This is a genomic window from Celeribacter sp. SCSIO 80788 (assembly GCF_051054295.1).
Classification (GTDB): Bacteria; Pseudomonadota; Alphaproteobacteria; order Rhodobacterales; family Rhodobacteraceae; genus Celeribacter.
Map to the genome: position 1 here is coordinate 557,086 of NZ_CP150482.1, position 16,009 is coordinate 573,094.

Annotated in this window: 14 protein-coding genes; all 14 read left to right on the forward strand. The window is 60.7% G+C overall.

Annotated elements, in window-relative coordinates; translation table 11 throughout:
* Positions 1–3: 3 nt before the first annotated feature.
* The 14 genes from cpaB to V1471_RS03080 all read left to right on the forward strand — a co-directional run bounded on the left by cpaB (position 4) and on the right by V1471_RS03080 (position 16,008).
* Complete coding sequence (gene cpaB, locus V1471_RS03015) at positions 4–999, forward strand: Flp pilus assembly protein CpaB (protein WP_434286826.1); 996 nt, start codon at positions 4–6, stop codon at positions 997–999.
* A gap of 2 nt (positions 1,000–1,001) precedes the next feature.
* Positions 1,002–2,408: a type II and III secretion system protein family protein gene (locus V1471_RS03020; protein ID WP_434286827.1), complete on the forward strand. Its 1,407-nt coding sequence runs from the start codon at positions 1,002–1,004 to the stop codon at positions 2,406–2,408.
* The gene (locus V1471_RS03025) at positions 2,405–2,971 is read left to right on the forward strand and encodes a CpaD family pilus assembly lipoprotein (RefSeq protein WP_434286828.1); all 567 of its coding nucleotides are present in this window, start codon (positions 2,405–2,407) and stop codon (positions 2,969–2,971) included. The genes V1471_RS03020 and V1471_RS03025 overlap by 4 nt, the downstream gene beginning before the upstream one ends.
* Positions 2,968–4,215: an AAA family ATPase gene (locus tag V1471_RS03030; protein ID WP_434286829.1), complete on the forward strand. Its 1,248-nt coding sequence runs from the start codon at positions 2,968–2,970 to the stop codon at positions 4,213–4,215. The genes V1471_RS03025 and V1471_RS03030 overlap by 4 nt, the downstream gene beginning before the upstream one ends.
* On the forward strand, positions 4,212–5,759 hold the full coding sequence (locus V1471_RS03035; RefSeq protein WP_434286830.1) for a CpaF family protein: 1,548 nt from the start codon (positions 4,212–4,214) through the stop codon (positions 5,757–5,759). Before V1471_RS03030 ends, V1471_RS03035 begins: the two co-directional genes overlap by 4 nt.
* Positions 5,753–6,724, forward strand: coding sequence for a type II secretion system F family protein (locus tag V1471_RS03040; protein WP_434286831.1), 972 nt, complete (start codon positions 5,753–5,755; stop codon positions 6,722–6,724). The genes V1471_RS03035 and V1471_RS03040 overlap by 7 nt, the downstream gene beginning before the upstream one ends.
* Before the next feature lies 1 nt (position 6,725).
* Positions 6,726–7,694, forward strand: a complete 969-nt coding sequence (locus V1471_RS03045; RefSeq protein WP_434286832.1) for a type II secretion system F family protein — start codon at positions 6,726–6,728, stop codon at positions 7,692–7,694.
* Positions 7,691–8,125, forward strand: coding sequence for a TadE/TadG family type IV pilus assembly protein (locus V1471_RS03050; protein WP_434286833.1), 435 nt, complete (start codon positions 7,691–7,693; stop codon positions 8,123–8,125). The genes V1471_RS03045 and V1471_RS03050 overlap by 4 nt, the downstream gene beginning before the upstream one ends.
* Positions 8,115–9,905, forward strand: coding sequence for a pilus assembly protein TadG-related protein (locus tag V1471_RS03055; RefSeq protein ID WP_434286834.1), 1,791 nt, complete (start codon positions 8,115–8,117; stop codon positions 9,903–9,905). The genes V1471_RS03050 and V1471_RS03055 overlap by 11 nt, the downstream gene beginning before the upstream one ends.
* A 116-nt stretch (positions 9,906–10,021) precedes the next feature.
* On the forward strand, positions 10,022–10,804 hold the full coding sequence (locus tag V1471_RS03060; protein ID WP_434286835.1) for a tetratricopeptide repeat protein: 783 nt from the start codon (positions 10,022–10,024) through the stop codon (positions 10,802–10,804).
* Positions 10,805–11,319: 515 nt separating this feature from the next.
* Positions 11,320–11,628: a hypothetical protein gene (locus V1471_RS03065; protein ID WP_434286836.1), complete on the forward strand. Its 309-nt coding sequence runs from the start codon at positions 11,320–11,322 to the stop codon at positions 11,626–11,628.
* A 255-nt stretch (positions 11,629–11,883) separates the two neighbouring features.
* Entirely contained in the window at positions 11,884–13,797 is a 1,914-nt protein-coding gene (locus V1471_RS03070) for a hypothetical protein (RefSeq protein WP_434286837.1), read from the forward strand.
* A gap of 247 nt (positions 13,798–14,044) precedes the next feature.
* Complete coding sequence (locus V1471_RS03075) at positions 14,045–14,722, forward strand: BapA/Bap/LapF family prefix-like domain-containing protein (protein ID WP_434286838.1); 678 nt, start codon at positions 14,045–14,047, stop codon at positions 14,720–14,722.
* Between the two features lie 20 nt (positions 14,723–14,742).
* Positions 14,743–16,008: a TolC family protein gene (locus V1471_RS03080; protein ID WP_434286839.1), complete on the forward strand. Its 1,266-nt coding sequence runs from the start codon at positions 14,743–14,745 to the stop codon at positions 16,006–16,008.
* The last annotated feature ends 1 nt before the right edge of the window (position 16,009 follow it).

Genomic DNA, 16,009 nt, shown 5'->3' on the forward strand with positions numbered 1-16,009 from the left:
ACCATGATCTCGCGCTTCGGTTTCTCCGGGCGCGCGACCCTGGTTCTGGCCACGTCGGCTGTGGTGGCCGGTGCTGTGGTGTGGGGAGGGTTTCGTCCGAACACCCAACCCACTGCACAGCCCGTGCTCCAGGCCGCCTCCGGAACGGCACAGACGACGCGTATTCTTGTCGCGTCGCGCACCGTTCAGGCCGGAGACCGCGTCTCGCCCGACGATTTCCATTATGCCGACATGACGGAAGGCACCGTTCATGACGGGTTTCTCGCGGATACGTCGGCGCATCGGGCCGTGTTGACGGGAATGATCGCGTCGCGGACCATTCCGGGAGGCACGCCTTTTGTCGACGCCGATCTGACGGGGCAGGACGTCAGGAGGGACATGCCGGAGGCGCTTTCCGTGCCGACCCGGCTGAATCTGTCGGAGGGGATGCGGGCCATCGCCCTGCCGGTCAAGGCGGAAACGGCGGTGGCCGGGTTGCTCGACCTTGGCGATCGTGTCGACATCCTTTTGTCTTACGAGACGGCGGCGGACATCATGGCGATCCGTACAGTGTTGCGCAATGTGCGCATCATCGCGACGGATCAGACCACGCAGCCACCGGCGGAAGAGGTGCAGGCGGAGCCCAAAACGCCGCCGAAGATCGTTACCTTCGAATTGACGCCGGAAGGGGCCAAGGTTCTGGCTCTGGCGCAACAGATGGGCGACATTATGTTGGTTCTGAGCGAGGACGATGCCGGGGAGGGACCGGTGATTGCCGAGGATGTCCCGATTTTCTCCACCCAGATTTCCGGCCAGACGACAAAGCCGCTGCCACCGGTGGCGAGCCACAGCGTGTCCATCGTGCGCGGCGCCGAAAGCCGGGTGAATGTGCTGACCGTGGAGGCCCCCTCTTTGCAGGAGGCCCCGGGCGCAAAGGCGCAGGCCACAACAGGCGCAACCGCTCTCCCGACGACCGCCGCGGCGGCGGTCGTCTCCGTTCCTTCAAGCACGACAGATTGATAATGGCCCCCAGACACCGTCTCGATTTCATCGACAGAACGCCCCTGATCCTGCGGCTTTTCCTGAGCGCGTTCCTGCTGGCTCCGGTGTTTGTCCCGGCACAGGCGCAAACCCTTGTGGAAACCCGCAACCGGGCGATCGACCTGTTTGCCGGGCAGGGGAAACTGATCAAACTCGACACTCCGGCAGAGACGGTTTTTCTGGCCAATCCCGAAGTGGCCGATATCGAGATCAAATCGCCGAAACTTCTCTACATTTACGGCAAGTCGATCGGGGAAACGACGCTTTTCGTGATCGACGAGACGGAGGAAGTGACGCTCAGCAGTGCGGTCAACGTGTCCTTCAACATGGAGGCGATGAACCGTGCCGCGCAGGCTGCGCAGCCGGGCGGTGGGTTTTCCGTGACCGAGATCGGCGGGGCGATTGTGTTAAGCGGAAGCGTCGACACGATCGGGGAGGCTGAAAAGGTCGAAACCGTGGTGCGCCAACTGGCCGGTGCGGGGGCAACGGTGGTCAATTCCCTGTCGCTCAACACCCCCGCCCAGATCAATCTTCAGGTCAAGATCGCGGAAGTTTCCCGCACCGTGACGGAGGATCTGGGGGTGAGCTGGGACGTCCTATCTGGACACACATTTTCGAATAGCGCGTACGTGGCGGGTTTTTCTGGTGGATCTGGTGTGGATGGGGGATACTCGTTAAGTGGTACGACTTTCCGCCCTTTCAGCACGGGCAGTCTAGAGGTGGGTGTGACGCTCGAAGCGTTGAAAAAGGAAGGTCTCCTGACCATCCTGTCGGAGCCCAATCTCACCGCGCGTTCCGGTGACAAGGCGAGCTTTCTGGCGGGGGGGCGGTTTCCCTATCAGACCACCCAGGACGACGACACGGCCACGGTTCAGTTCGAACCTTACGGTGTCGAACTTGAATTCCTGCCGGAAGTCTTGCGCGCGGATCAGATCAAGCTGAACGTACGCACGCAAATCCGCGAGCTTGATTTCTCCAACGGCAGCCAGACCAACACGCAGAACGTGCCGCTGATCCGCGAGCGCAGCGCCAGCACGACCATCGAGGTCGGCAGCGGCCAGAGTTTCGCGATTGCCGGTCTGTTCAGCGCCTCGACCCAGCAGGACGTCGAACAGGTGCCGGGGCTTGGGGATATTCCGCTGTTGGGAGCGCTGTTCCGTTCGACGAGTTTCCAGAAGGGCGAAAGCGAGCTGGTCATTATCGTGACGCCTTACATCGTCGAGCCGGCCGCTCCGGGTCAGTTCAAGACACCGCTCGATCATTTCAGCCCCGCGAACAGTCTCGATCGCAATTTTCTGGGCGCTTTGTCCTCGGGCGAACCGATCACGAACGACGGTCCTGTGTCCGTCAGGACTATCAACGGCAAAGCAGGATTTCTTTTGCAATGAGACCGATCCCAATTTTCCCTGTCTGGGCCGTTGTCGGGTTTTCCCTGCTGAGCGCCTGTGCCACACCGACCGTGGACCGTGGCGCGATGCAACGTCTCTCGGCCCCCTATGTCGAAGTGCAGCATCAGTTTCAATTCGCCAGCGGCGCAGGCGATCTCTCCGCCTCTGAGCGGCAGGGGGTCATGAGCTTTCTGAACGGTCTCGCCCTGACGGACAGCGATCTGGTGATTGCGACCCTGCCGGGAAGCGGCAAGCCCGCCGTCGATGCGGCACGCAAGCAGATGATGCAGTCGCTGTTGTCGCGCAGCGCAGCCAAGGTCGAGATCCTGATGGAGGCGTCCTTCGGTGCGCGGCCGACGCCACGGCGGCAGGTGGGCATCCTGCGGGCCGTGCGCGCGCAAGGTCTTGCGGTGTCCTGTGCGTCAGGAGAGCTCATCGCCGATCTCGGCTGTGCCAGCGCGACCAATCTGGCGGTGATGATCCATGAGCCGGGGGATGTTCTGGCCGCAGAGGCGACCGCGGCGCGCGCCTTGCGCGACAGCCCGGCGGAGGGCGGACAATGAATCAACTTGTGCCGTCCCGGACTGCGGTCCGTCCCGAGATCGACGCGTTCGTCGCCACCGAAGAGGGGCGTGATGCTGTGACCTTGCTGTTGCAGCGGCTCGGTGACAGCGACAGGGCCACGCTGCAAACCGGCACACTGGAAACCGTCGCTCGGCTGGCCGGTCTTGCTCCGTTCCGCAAACTCATGATCGTGGAACTGGGAGAGGGGGAGATGCGCGATCATCTCGAAGCTGTCCGGGAGATCGTTGCCGAGGGCGGGGAGCTTGTGCTGCTCGGGCGGGAAAACAGCGTTGCCGCCTATCGCAGTTTTCTGGCCGCCGGGGTGCGGGATTATCTGGCGCTGCCTCTGGAGGCGGAATTTGTTCTGCCGGATGTGTTCGCTGCGCCGAAAGACGCGTCCATGGTGCCTGACAGCCAGACAAAAGGCCGTGTCGTTGCGGTCTGTGGGGTGTCGGGCGGGGTGGGCGCCAGCCTTCTGGCTGCCAATCTTTCAGTGGCCTGTCTGGACGAGCTTTCACCGGCGAACTCCGGCAAGAGCGGAGCCGCAAAAGCCGGGCGGGTGGGGCTGCTCGATGCGGATTTCGCCTTTGGCTCTCTGGCCGTGGATTTCGACATCGAGGCGACGCAGGGTGTCTTCGAGACCCTGGAACGACCGGAGCGGGTCGACAGCACCTATCTGCAATCCAGCATGGCAGAGGTTGTGCCGGGCTTGTACGTTTATGCCGGAGAGCTTCATGACCCGGAACAGCTCGGGGGGTATGAAGAGGGGCTTGCGGGGCTGCTGCACACTCTGAAAGAGGAATTCCCGCTGACCGTCGTCGATCTGCCGCGCCGTCTGTTGGCGCAGGATGTGTCCGTCTTGCGGGAGGTGGAGGATGTCGTTCTGGTGCTGGCGCCGGGGTTCAGCGCGTTGCGCAGCGCCGGTCGGTTGATCGAACGGCTGCGCAGCCACAGCCCGGCCACGCGGGTCTGGACCGTTTTGTCACAAAGCCGCCGCGATGCCGGGTTGCGCCCCAAGGAGATCGCCGATGCGCTTGGCCGCCCGTTGACGAATGTCCTGCCTCTCAGTTCCGTCGAGATTGCGCGCGCCTCGGTCAAGGGGGCGCCGCTGCAATCCGTGTTTCCGCGTAGCGGGTATGCCCGAAAGGTCGCCGATCTGGCGCATCGGCTGTTGAGCGTGTCGGACAGCGAAACGGTCACCGTGACCGCGCGTCAGCCCTGGTGGAAAAAGAGGTCGCAATGAGCGTGTCCGATCCTCGGCAAGGCGCATCGCTTTCTCCCGCCCGCGCTCAGATTGCGGAGCGTGTCCGGGCGCTGATGGCGGAAGGGGCCCGCAGTGGTCCCTATGTGGTGAGTTCGGCGATCGACTGGTATCAGGCGCAGAGCGGAGAAACCGTGTCGCGAGAGGTGCAGCGGGCGCTGATGCAGGATCTGCTTGCGGGCGTGGACAGCCTTTTACCCACGGAGGCACCTGCCTTGCCTGCGTCGCCGGGGCGGGCGCAATATCAGCCGGAGTTTACCAAACGTGTGATGCAGCTAGGCGGGCGGATCGCGCCGGAGGTGATCGCGCTTCTGGACCTGCGTGCCCTGAGCCACCTCTCCGCAGAGGCGCAGCGCAGTGCCATTCGGGATGCGGTTCTGAGCGTCAGCCGGGGGCAGAAGCTCGATTTGAACGGGGTCGAGACCGCGGAGCTGGTCGATTACGTCGTCGATGACATGCTGGCATTGGGTCCGCTTGAGCGTTTGCTTGCGGATGACAGCATTTCCGAGATCATGGTGAACGGCCCCCGTCAGATCTATGTCGAGCGGCGCGGGCAACTGGAGCTCGCCGATGTCTGTTTTCGGGACGACGACCATGTGCTGAACATTGCCACGCGGATCGTTGGCGCCGTGGGGCGGCGGGTGGATGAGACCACGCCTCTGGTCGATGCGCGCCTGCCCGATGGCAGTCGGATCAACGTGACCATCCCGCCTCTGGCCGTCGACGGGCCGACCATGACCATTCGGAAATTTCCGAAAGACGATCTGACGCTTCAGGATCTGGTCGCGCGGGGCAGTTTGAGCCGACAAATGGCGCAGTTCCTGCGCCTATGCGCGCAACTGCGGCTTAATATGTTGATCTCAGGGGGCACCGGGTCCGGGAAAACCACGCTTTTGAATGCCATTTCGCGCGAAATCCCTGTGAGGGAGCGGATCGTGACGCTTGAGGATGCCGCCGAATTGCGCCTGCAACAGCCGCATGTCGTTCGCCTTGAAACCCGGCCCGCGAATATCGAGGGGCAGGGCGAAATTGCCATGCGGGCGCTGTTTCGCAACGCGCTTCGGATGCGGCCGGACCGGATCATCATCGGCGAGGTGCGCAGCGACGAGGCTTTCGATCTGTTGCAGGCGATGAACACCGGGCATGACGGTTCGATGAGCACGCTGCACGCGAATACGCCGCGCGAAGCCCTGACCCGGATGGAGAACATGATTGCCATGTCGGGTGTGGTCCTGCCGACCGAATTCGTGCGTCAGCAATTGGGCGATGCGATTCATGTCATCGTGCAGATTACGCGCATGCGCGACGGTGTGCGTCGGATTTCCTCGATCTCCGAGATCGTCGGGGTCGAGGGAAATGTGGTCAGCCTTCAGGAACTGTTCCACTTCGTGCCGCACCCCTATGGCGGCGAGGCCGTGCAGGGCGACTTCGTGTCCTCCGGTCTGATGCCGGGCTTTCGCGATCTGGCGGTGGAGCACGGGCTCGATACGGCATTGCGACAGATCATGGAGCCGGATCGATGCTGATGTCCGCGCTTCTGTTTCTGCTCATCTTTACCGCCTGCGTCGCGCTGAGCACCTTTGGCCTGATGATGTACGACCGGACCAACCGAGGCCGCAGAAGCCGATTGATGCGGGCCGCAGCGGCGCATCCCGGCGCCGCTTCCGCACAGGTGCGGCAACGGCTTGCCGAAAGCGCGTCGGAGGCTGCCTCTGCCGTTCTCAAGCGTGAGCGTGGCGGGATCATCGGCGTTTTGGAACAAAGGCTTCGTGCCGCCGGGCTGGATCTCACCCCGCAGGCCAGTCTGATCCTGGTCCTGACACTGTCTGCCCTTTGTTTCCTTGGCCTGATGGTGTTTTCGGCGGTGCCCGTGGCGCTGTCGGCCCTGATTGCAGTGGGGCTGGGCTGGATGCTCCTGAATGTCGTGCTCGACATCCTGCGGCTGCGGCGTGTGCGGCATTTCACCGAAGCCTTGCCCGATTGTCTGGATGTCTTTGCGCGCGGGCTGCGTGCCGGGCAACCTCTGGGCGAGGCGTTAGGTCTGGTCGCCAGCCATTCCAAGGGCATTGCGCAGGAAGAGTTTCTCAGATGTCGCGAGGAATATCGTATGGGCATGGCGCTGGATGAGGCGCTGTCGGGTATGGCGGACCGGATCGCCTCTCCTGAGGCGCGCTTTATTGCCGTTGCCACGGGGTTGCAGGCGGAGACCGGCGGCAACCTGATCGAGACGCTCGAAAATCTCGCCATGCTTCTGCGTGAGCGCCGCAAACTGCGCAAGAAGGCTGCGGCGCTTTCGGCGGAGACACGCGTGAGCGCGGTGATCCTGTCCGGCCTGCCTTTCGCCGTCGGGGGTGTTCTTTTCTTCATGAACCCGACCTATCTCGCGCCGCTCATCGAGGACCCGCGTGGCCGTATCCTCGGGATTTTGGGGTTGCTCAGCCTGAGCCTCGGGATCGCCAGCATGTACAAACTGTCGCGGATCGATGTCTGATATGGAGCGATACCTGTTTCTTCTGCTTCTGTTTGTCGCGCTGGGCGTGTTGCAGATGCTGTTCTGGGGCCTATGGGATGCGCGGACCCGCCGCGCGCGTCTGCACCGCAGCATTGCCCGAAAGGGGCAGGTGCAGGCGGGACCCGCGCTGGCCTTGCCCTCGGCCAACCCGATGCACAAGCGTCTTCAGGGATATTTGACACGCATGGCTGCCGTGACGCTCGAACGGGTGTCCGTTGTGAAAGGCAGTGAAGCGGAGGCGTCGGATGCGCTTTTGAAAGCCGCGGGCATTCGCAGTCGGGATGCGCATCTGGTTTATGCGTTCCTGAAACTGGTCCTGCCGGTCGCCGGGGCGCTTCTGGCGCTGCTTTGGCTGATGTTCAATTCGAGCGACGGGGTGAAGCCGCTCTCTGCCATCATCGGTGTCAGTGGCTGTGCTCTGATCTTTTCCCGTGCGCCGGACGCCTTTCTGGTGCAGCGACGCCGCAAGCGGCTCGAACGCGTGCGCAGGGCCTTTCCCGACATGCTCGAACTTTTGGTCATCGTCAGCGAAGCCGGGCTCGGCCCGGTTCCGGCGCTGCGTCGTGTTGCCCGCGAGTTGCAGATCAGCAGCCCGGACCTGTCGCTCGAACTGCAACAACTCGTGCTCGAGTTGACGGTTTTGCCGCAGCGTGCGGAGGCGTGGCGCAATCTCGAAGAGCGTCTGCCCTTGCCGGAAATTTCCGTGTTCGCCAACGCGCTGGTTCAGGCGGAACGCTATGGTACGCCGTTTCGCGCCGCCCTGCGCAACCTGATGCAGGACACGCGCTCTGCTCGTCTGCTCCAGATCGAGGAAAAGGCCGGGCGTTTGCCCGCGCTGATGACGATCCCGCTGATCGTCTTCATCATGCCCGCGCTCTTCGTCGTCCTGATCGGCCCCGCCGTCTTGAGCATTCTCGACAATATCATGCAGGGAGGGGCAGGGGGATGAGTCTTGTTCGCAGGCATTTGCAGGCGGAGGAGGGGGCGACGGCGGTGGAGTTCGCGCTCGTATTGCCTGTGCTAATGAGTATCCTTTTCGGTATTATTGCCTTTGGTCAGTATTTCGCCATCGCCAACAGCCTCCAGCAATTCGCGGCAGAGGCGGTGCGCTATTCGGTAAGCGAGCCCTTCATGGCCGACCGCGAGGCGCGCGCGAACAGTTTTCTGAACAGCCCCGGAGAGCGCTTTGCCTTTCTTGACGGCTCCAAGATTTCCCGCACCGTTTCGACTATTGGACCGGTGACGGAAAACGGGCTGACCGTCACAGCGCTACAGATCACGCTGACCTACGATCTGAGCGGAACGGCGGTCGATATTGCGGACAGGTTCCTTGGCATCGGGATCGCCGACATCACCCGGAGCAGTTACCTTGCGTATTGAGGGGCGTGTACATCGCTTTCATCGCGATGAGCGCGGTGCGGTTGCGATCGTGGTCGCGCTGTTCATGACCGTGGCGATCGGGTTTCTGGCCCTGGGGGTCGATCTGGGCTCGCTCTATTTCGACCAGAAAACCCTGCAAACCCGCGCGGATATGGCGGCGGTGAGTGCCGTATTGAATCTCGACGACAGCCCGGCGCTGAACACGCAGGAGACGGTGGAGGGCAATGCGCTGGCTGCCGCCGATCTGGAGAGCCTGACCTATGGTCGATACCTCTATGACGCTGCCGTCTCGCCCGAGGCGCGGTTCACCGGCGGGGATCTGGCCGACACCGGGACCAATGCGGCGGAGGTCGTCCTCACGGATGACGCGCCGCTCTATTTCTCATCGCTGTTTCTTGGCACGAACAGCACGCCTTTGCAGGCGTCGGCCACGGCGGCCCGGTTCGATTTCGCCTCCTTCAGCCTTGGTTCGCGCCTGTTGTCGCTCGATGAGGGCTTGTTGAACGCGTTGCTCGAAGAGCTTCTGGGCACCTCTTTGTCGCTCACGGCCCTCGATTACGAGGCCCTCGCCAATACGAATATCGACCTGCTGACCTTCACCGATGCTCTGGCGAACCGGATCGACCTGACCGCCGCGAGCTATGAAGACATTCTGAATTCCGAGATTGACCTGCTCAATGTGGCGGGGGCGCTGCTGGATACCGGGCTGGTGTCCGGCTCGACCGATGTGCTGACCGCCATTCTGAATGGTGTGGTGTCCAGCACTCTCAATGCGTCGCAGTTGATTGCAATCGATGGCGACAATATCGCGCTGCAACTCGAGGATATTCTTGGGGAAATCTCCGTGACCGCCCTCGACCTCCTGATGACGAGCGTCGAGATTCTCAATCAGGATCATTATATCGAGGCGAGTGTCGATCTCGACATTCCGGGTGTTCTGGACACCGATCTGGGATTGATCGTCGGGGAGCGTGAGGCGGGGTCCGGCTGGATCACGCTGGGGGATCGCGGTGCCACGGTGCATACGGCGCAGGTTCGGCTGAAGTTGCTGCTCGATCTGTCCCCGAGCCTGTTGGATGGCATAGGGGAAGGGGTGTCCGTGCTGTCTTTGCGTCTGCCGCTCTATGCCGAAATTGCGAGCGCCACGGCCACGCTGACGGATCTCAATTGCGATGCCGGGGATGCGGACGATGTGGTGGCGCGGTTCGACACGGGCTTTGCGCCGATGACCGGAACGACGGGCAACCATGTGCTCGAATTGTTTCTGGGTGAATTCGACGCGCCGACCTTCGAGGACACGACGACCCCGCTGGATGCCGATTTGCTGGAGCCCGCGAAGTTTCTCGATCTGGAACTGAGCCTGTTGTTGATCACCATCGACTTGTTCTCCCTGAACATCAAATCCCATGTTGCGACGGGGATATCCGAACAGCCGGAAACGGAATTTCTCGTGTCCCAGATCGGCGAGACACAGACCTATGGCGTCGAGGGGTTGCTGAGTTCGACCGTGGCCAGCCTTCTGGACCCGGACAACCTCGAGATCAGCGTCAGCAATGACAGCCAGTCGCTTCTGGGCGGGATTCTCGAACTGCTTTTGGCGCCGGTGGTCGCACTGGTGAACCTGATCCTGACCACCTTGCCGAACATGTTGCTGACTGCACTTTTGACCCCCATCGATGCGGTGCTCGACGCCCTTCTCAATCTTCTCGGCATTGGTGTCGGAGAAGCGGACCTGACGCTTGAAGGTGTGTCCTGTGGAAAGGTCATGCTGGTCAGATGAAGTGCATCGCGTCCCTGGGACACAAACAATCTGCTGTCGTGGGGCGGTCTTCTGCCTTACTTATCCTCAATGACCTATCGCCCGATCGGAGTAGACCCTTGCACACCATGATCCGAATGAACCGACTGCTTGCGCCGATCCTGGTTGCCCTCAGCCTGTCTGCCTGTACGCTTGGCACCGAGACGGCCACCCAGACGACGAGCGGTGGCGGCTCGGAAACCCTACGGCTGGCGCAGGCGACGTCCGAGGCGGGCGACAATGAAACTGCCGCGCGGCTGTTTGAAAAGGTTCTGGTGATCGATCCGACCTCGGTGCCTGCCTTGCTGGGGGCCGGGAACAGCTATGCCCGCATGGGGCAGAACAGCCGTGCGGAGGCGGTGCTGTTGCGGGCGCATGAGCTTGCTCCGGGCAATGCCGAGGTCCTGACGACTTTGGCGCGTGTCTATCTCGCGATGCACCATTCCGAACAGGCCCTCGAGACCTATGACAAGGCGCTTCGGGTGGACCGCACCAATGTGGCGGCGCTGACCGGTAAAGGTGTTGCGCTCGACACGCTGTCACGCCACAAGCAGGCGCAAGGTGTCTATGAGGACGGGTTGCAGCTTTATCCGACGAACTTCATCCTGCGGAGCAATTACGCGCTGTCCCTCGCGCTGTCCGGCGATATTCTGCGCGGCACCGCAATCCTGCAGGAACTGGTGAAAGACCCCGCTGCCGCGTCTTATGTGCGAGGAAATCTGGCGCTGGTCTATGGGCTGGATGGGCGCGAAAACGATGCCCGCGCCACGCTGAAACTCGACCTGACCCCGGAAGAGATCGAAGAAAACCTCGCGACCTACCGGGCGTTGCGCCGGATGCGTCTCGAGGGCAAGCCAATTGGATCTCTGGTGTTCGTGTGAACCGGAAAGCGGGCGGATTTCATACCCGATTTGCGGCTCGAAATCCGTTCGCCGAGGTGAGCAAAGAACTTTTGCTGTACGATCTTCAATGAGCAGGCATGGGGCCTTGTCCCCTTGCCGCCCCTTGTTCGGCGGGTGACAGGCGGCTGTTGTCGGGACGAACGCAGTCTGGCCTGAGGTCAAGGCCGGGATGGCTCTCGCACTGGAGAATAGGGCGAGACGGGCGGCAAAGAGCAATTGTGTCCGGGAAAGTCCGGCCTCGTCCGTGGGGATATCGGGGCCTCGGCTTGCCGCGGCATTTCCTATGAATCCGTTTCCTTGAAACCGAACGCCGAAATGCGCGCTCCGCTTTCGGCGTGTTTCTGTGGCCGAAATTATGAATTGCCTGAAAATATACTTTAGTTGTATGTTATCAAAAGTATGTATTGCTGTGGAGGCGGTGACCTTTGATGACGCGATTGAGGAGCAGTTTTTCCTCCCGAAATGATCGGAGGACTGAGGGTCGTGATGCGCTTGTGAAAGCAAAAATCCTTTATGGCTTTATGGCCGTAGGCCTTGTTGTCCCGGTTGTCGCACTTGCCGGAGTGGTTGCAGCCTATTGGTCACAAAGAGAAAATTCGATCTTGGATGCCCATTTCCTCTATATTATCCGTACCTTCTGGATTGGAGCGGGTTTGTTCGGGCTCGTCGCCTTGGATGCTTTCGGGGATGCACGTTTTTACGTTGTGATGGGCGCAATGATCTGGATTGTCACTCGTATCGTAACGGGTTTTGTGACGGCCTGCTTGGGGCGATACCCGTCCGGTGCTGCTGCCTTTGCATGATAAAAAACCACAGGCTTGCGCGGATTTCCGTTTGTTTTTCTTGAAAAGTACATAAATTTTTATGCGTTTATCGCCGTAACATGCTCAGGTTGAGCATGGTGTTGCAAAGGGATAGATTTATACATACTATCGACTGTAATAGTTCTGCGTTTGCCGCTTTCGGATTCGTTTGTGGTGGGAGGTGGCGCGCGGAGCCGGTCTGTCTGAGCCGTTGGTGCGGTGAGATACGATCACTTAGAATGGAGAGCCTTGAGAGTGGCGAAGGAAAAGACTGCGAGCGACATTGGGGCGCGTAAGGGGGCGAGTGAAGTCGCGTCCACCCTTGCCGCTTCCATCCCGAGCGCTTCGAGCGTTTCGCCCTCGAGTGGCTCCGGGCAAACGGGCTTTTCCGTTGCGGCCAGCGCGATCGGCATGGGCTTGGCGGCGCAGTCTGGCGGGCTTGGTGCTCTGGCGGCCTCTGTCACGTCCGGAGATGGCACCCCCAATACGGTGATGTTTTCCACCGATGAGGGGGCTGCATCGTCCCTGTCCATCTCTGACGCCGCGGTCGAAGAGGGTGTTCGGGTTCTGTCGGATTTGAACGACGGGACGCTGATGGGGGGCTCCGAGAGCGACTTGTTCGATGAAACAAGTCTGGCGGAGGCTCTGGACGCGGCGGCGGACGGTGTCGCGCTGTCCGGAGGTGCGATCAAAACAGCGGCGGATATTCCTGTCGCCGCCTCTTTGCCGGAAGACGCCGGTGAAGACGGGGGAGCCTCCTCCCTGACCGCAACCACATCCTGGACCCAGACGGCAACAGAAGACGGAGTCGACCTGCTCGACAGCCTTACGGCAGATGACGGCATCGTGGGCGGTCTGTTGGATGGGATTGTCGGCGAAGACGGTTTGCTGGACAGTCTGTTGGGCGAGGAAGGCTTCGTCGACGATCTGCTCGACGCGCTTTTGGGGGAAGATGGCCTTCTCGGCGGTCTTCTCGGCGAAGATGGGCTGCTTGGCGTTCTGGTGGGCGACGAGGGGCTTTTGTCCGATCTGCTCGGTCAGGATGGTGTGCTGGATGCGCTGGTCGGCGAGGGCGGGCTTCTGGAGAGCCTCGCCGGCGAAGACGGGCTGATCGACGCTCTGGTCGAAGTTCTGATCGGTGACGATGGCCTGTTGGGCGGGCTCTTCGGCGATGACAGCATTCTGGACGATTTGCTCGGAGACGTTCCGCTTGTGGGCGATCTCCTTGGCGATGATGGGCTTTTGACGGGGCTGCTCGATCCGCTGCTCGGAGAAGACGGCCTCGTCGCGGGGCTGGTCGGTGAAGACGGTCTTGTCGGTTCCGTACTCGATGGAATCGTGGGGGAGGACGGGATTCTCGATGAGCTGGTCGAAGATATTCCGCTTCTCGATCCATTGCTTGGTTCGGATGGCCTTGTCGGAACCTTGCTCGGCGAGGATGGGCTCGTCGGAACATTGTTGGGTGAAGGCAGCCTTTTGGGTGGTTTGCTTGGGGGCAGTGAGAGCAGTGAAGACACTGCCGCCGCCGTGGACGAAGTCGTTGCCGATGTCACGGATGAGGTTGCGGGTTCGGGCGATGTGATTGTCGACACTGTGGTCGACGCTGCGGAAACGGTTGTCGACGCGGCCGGGGAGGCGTTGGATGCCGTTGGCGATGGTGTGTCCGACCTGATTGACGGCGATGATGATGGCTTCCTGGATGGCCTGCTCGGTGCAAGCACCGTTGATGGGGATTTGGGAGGAGAGGACACGCTTTTGGCCGGGCTTCTGGGGGATGACGATCCCTTCGGCCTTGCGCTTGAAGATGTGTCGGCGGTTGTGGGGGATGTCGTCGATGATCTCTTCGCGGGCCTTGCCGGTGTTGAAAGTCTCGCAGGGATGCTTGTGGACGGTGGCATCATCGATCCGACAGACAGTCAGGGTTCGGCTGTGGAATACGACCCTGAGGTCGATGGCCTGTTGAGCGACATTCTTGGGCTCGGTACGGGCGACATTCTCGGTGTTGATAGTGAGTTTGAGACGCTTCTCGATGGGGATGGGGGAGCTGGTGAAAGCGGTTCCGACAGCATTCTTGGGGATACGGTTGTGGAAGAGGCGCTTGGCGTGCTCTTCGGCGATGGTGAAACTTTGCTGTCGGGTCTTGGTGTCGGTGACGAGGGTGACCTTTGAAGATTCTAAACTAATCTTACGTATAGGAATATAATGCCCACAATTCTTATTGTGTTGCTTCTGCGAAGTGTTTTATGCCATTTGTATGTAAAGAATTTATATTCCAGCCATTAGAATAGTTTTCCTATCCCAAGATCAGCGGGAACCTGTTAATAGGTGATTCCAAGATACGCCTTTTATGTGTGCAGCGTAAGCGCGATGCGATGATTTTGGTGTGATGGTGAGATTCTGGGGGCCGGAGAGATCAATGCCTGTTGAGGTTGTGTTGCGAAGTTATGGGGATGGTGGGGTGGCCCAGCGACAGGTCGCGTCACGTCTTTACCTTGAGGAGCCGCAGCAAATCTTCCTGTTGGAATCTGCCCAAGATATTTCAGGATATGAAAAAAATGGCGCGGATCTGACTGTTCATTTCACCTCGGGCGACTCTCTTGCGATCGACGATTTCTTCGTGATGGGCGAAGATGGAGACTACAGCCGTTTGGTGACCGAAACCGGAGATGTGTTGGTGACCGGGCTGATGGCGCCTGAACCCGAGTTGCAGGCTGTTGCGGATGTCCTTGACGACGTATCGACGTCTGACGAGACGCAACCGCAATCGGGCGAGGCGCCAGGGACCGCCGCACATGAGGGAACCGATCCGCTGTTGCTGGTGGGGGCCGGATTGGCCGGGCTGGCGACGTCAAGCACCGTGGATTTTTTCGACGACAGCTCCTCGCGGGGCAGCAGCCAAAAAAGCTCGACTGTCGATGAGCTGGCGGCAAGTGATCTTGAGGAGAGTCTGGTGGCGATCGAGGGGGATGAGAGCGGCGTCGGGTTTGCTGACGCGGTTTCTGAAACATCCTCTGAAATCAATGTTCTATTCGAAAATCTGACGGGTGCCGGTTCCGACCTGCTGTCTGATCTGTTCGCGGAAAACGCTTTATGAAACGATATGGCAGCTCCCGAATGTTTCGTTCCTGTTGCCTGCGCACTGCGCTGGGTGTCGCTGCGTCGGCCACTGTTCTGTTGATGTCGAGTGCGAGTTCTTTCGCGCAGATGTCTCTTCAGGAAGCCACTCTGATCGCGACCGAACAAGATCCGCAAGTCAATGCGCTGCGCCAGCAAGTCAGTCGCAGGACGATCGAAATTCAAGCCGCGCGAGACGAATATTTCCCCTCGATCAGCCTTTCGGCGGAGAGCAGTACGACCGATGGAGATGGGGCTGGCGTTTCGCTCACAGTCACGCAGGTCCTCTTCGACTGGGGGCTGATCCGCAGCGAAATCAAGGCGGCGTCTCAGGTTCGTGTCCAGGCGATATCCGACCTGAAAATGGCGGTTGAAGATCTGACCTTCAATCTGGCGGGCTATTTTCTCGATGTCGAGGTGATGGACCGCAAGATCGAGCGCACTCGGGATTACCAAGCCTTTGCGCGTCGGATTGCCAAGCAGGCCGAGGACCGGGCGCGTGCGGGGGTGAGTGATGCGGCAGAGGTCGCACGCGCACGTCTGGAGATTGTCCGCGCGGAGGATCAGATGGCGCAGCTTGTCGCCAACCGTCAGATGGCGCTGGCGCAGCTGACCTATCTCATCGGGCGCGATCCCGGCGAGGTTGCCGACATTCCCGCGCTCGGTTTCGCCGAGATGTACGCGGATTCAGCGCGGCTCAAGACGGCGGTGCGCATTTCTCCCGATTATATTGCCGCCCGTGCGGCGGCCGACGAGGCAGAAGCCGGTGTCGAGACCGCAAAAGCCGCGCGTTTCCCGACGATTTCGCTTCAGGCACAGGGGCGTGTCGATCTCGATGGTGGCAACAGCCGTACGGCGGTCGGGATTGCGACCAGCATGAATTTGAGCTCAAGCGGTCTGGGCCGTCGTGAAGTTCAGGCGGCGGAACTGGACTTGGCCGCAGCCCAGTCGACGATGAGCGGGGTCGAGAAGGATCTGACCAATGCGGCGACCACCGCGCTTGTCAGCCTTGAGATGCTGCGTCGAAGTGAAATGTCCCGCGCAGCGGAACTCAAGGAATCCCAGCGGGTCCTCGACACCTATGAGCAGCAGTTCATCGGTGGCCAGCGCGAATTGATCGATCTGCTGACCACGGGACGCGATCTCTACGATTCCGAGATTGACCAGATCGACAGCTACGATGAACGCAAACGCACGGAATATGAGACCGCACGCGACCTAGGTGTGCTGGGGACATTGATCCTGTCGTCATCGGTTGGACAATGAA

Coding starts and splice junctions, on each gene's coding strand:
- V1471_RS03080 (WP_434286839.1), top strand. CDS start 14,743: ATGTTTCGTTCCTGTTGCCTGCGCACTGCGCTGGGTGTCGCTGCGTCG.
- V1471_RS03030 (WP_434286829.1), top strand. CDS start 2,968: ATGAATCAACTTGTGCCGTCCCGGACTGCGGTCCGTCCCGAGATCGAC.
- V1471_RS03025 (WP_434286828.1), top strand. CDS start 2,405: ATGAGACCGATCCCAATTTTCCCTGTCTGGGCCGTTGTCGGGTTTTCC.
- V1471_RS03050 (WP_434286833.1), top strand. CDS start 7,691: ATGAGTCTTGTTCGCAGGCATTTGCAGGCGGAGGAGGGGGCGACGGCG.
- V1471_RS03045 (WP_434286832.1), top strand. CDS start 6,726: ATGGAGCGATACCTGTTTCTTCTGCTTCTGTTTGTCGCGCTGGGCGTG.
- V1471_RS03075 (WP_434286838.1), top strand. CDS start 14,045: ATGCCTGTTGAGGTTGTGTTGCGAAGTTATGGGGATGGTGGGGTGGCC.
- V1471_RS03035 (WP_434286830.1), top strand. CDS start 4,212: ATGAGCGTGTCCGATCCTCGGCAAGGCGCATCGCTTTCTCCCGCCCGC.
- cpaB (WP_434286826.1), top strand. CDS start 4: ATGATCTCGCGCTTCGGTTTCTCCGGGCGCGCGACCCTGGTTCTGGCC.
- V1471_RS03040 (WP_434286831.1), top strand. CDS start 5,753: ATGCTGATGTCCGCGCTTCTGTTTCTGCTCATCTTTACCGCCTGCGTC.
- V1471_RS03020 (WP_434286827.1), top strand. CDS start 1,002: ATGGCCCCCAGACACCGTCTCGATTTCATCGACAGAACGCCCCTGATC.
- V1471_RS03060 (WP_434286835.1), top strand. CDS start 10,022: ATGAACCGACTGCTTGCGCCGATCCTGGTTGCCCTCAGCCTGTCTGCC.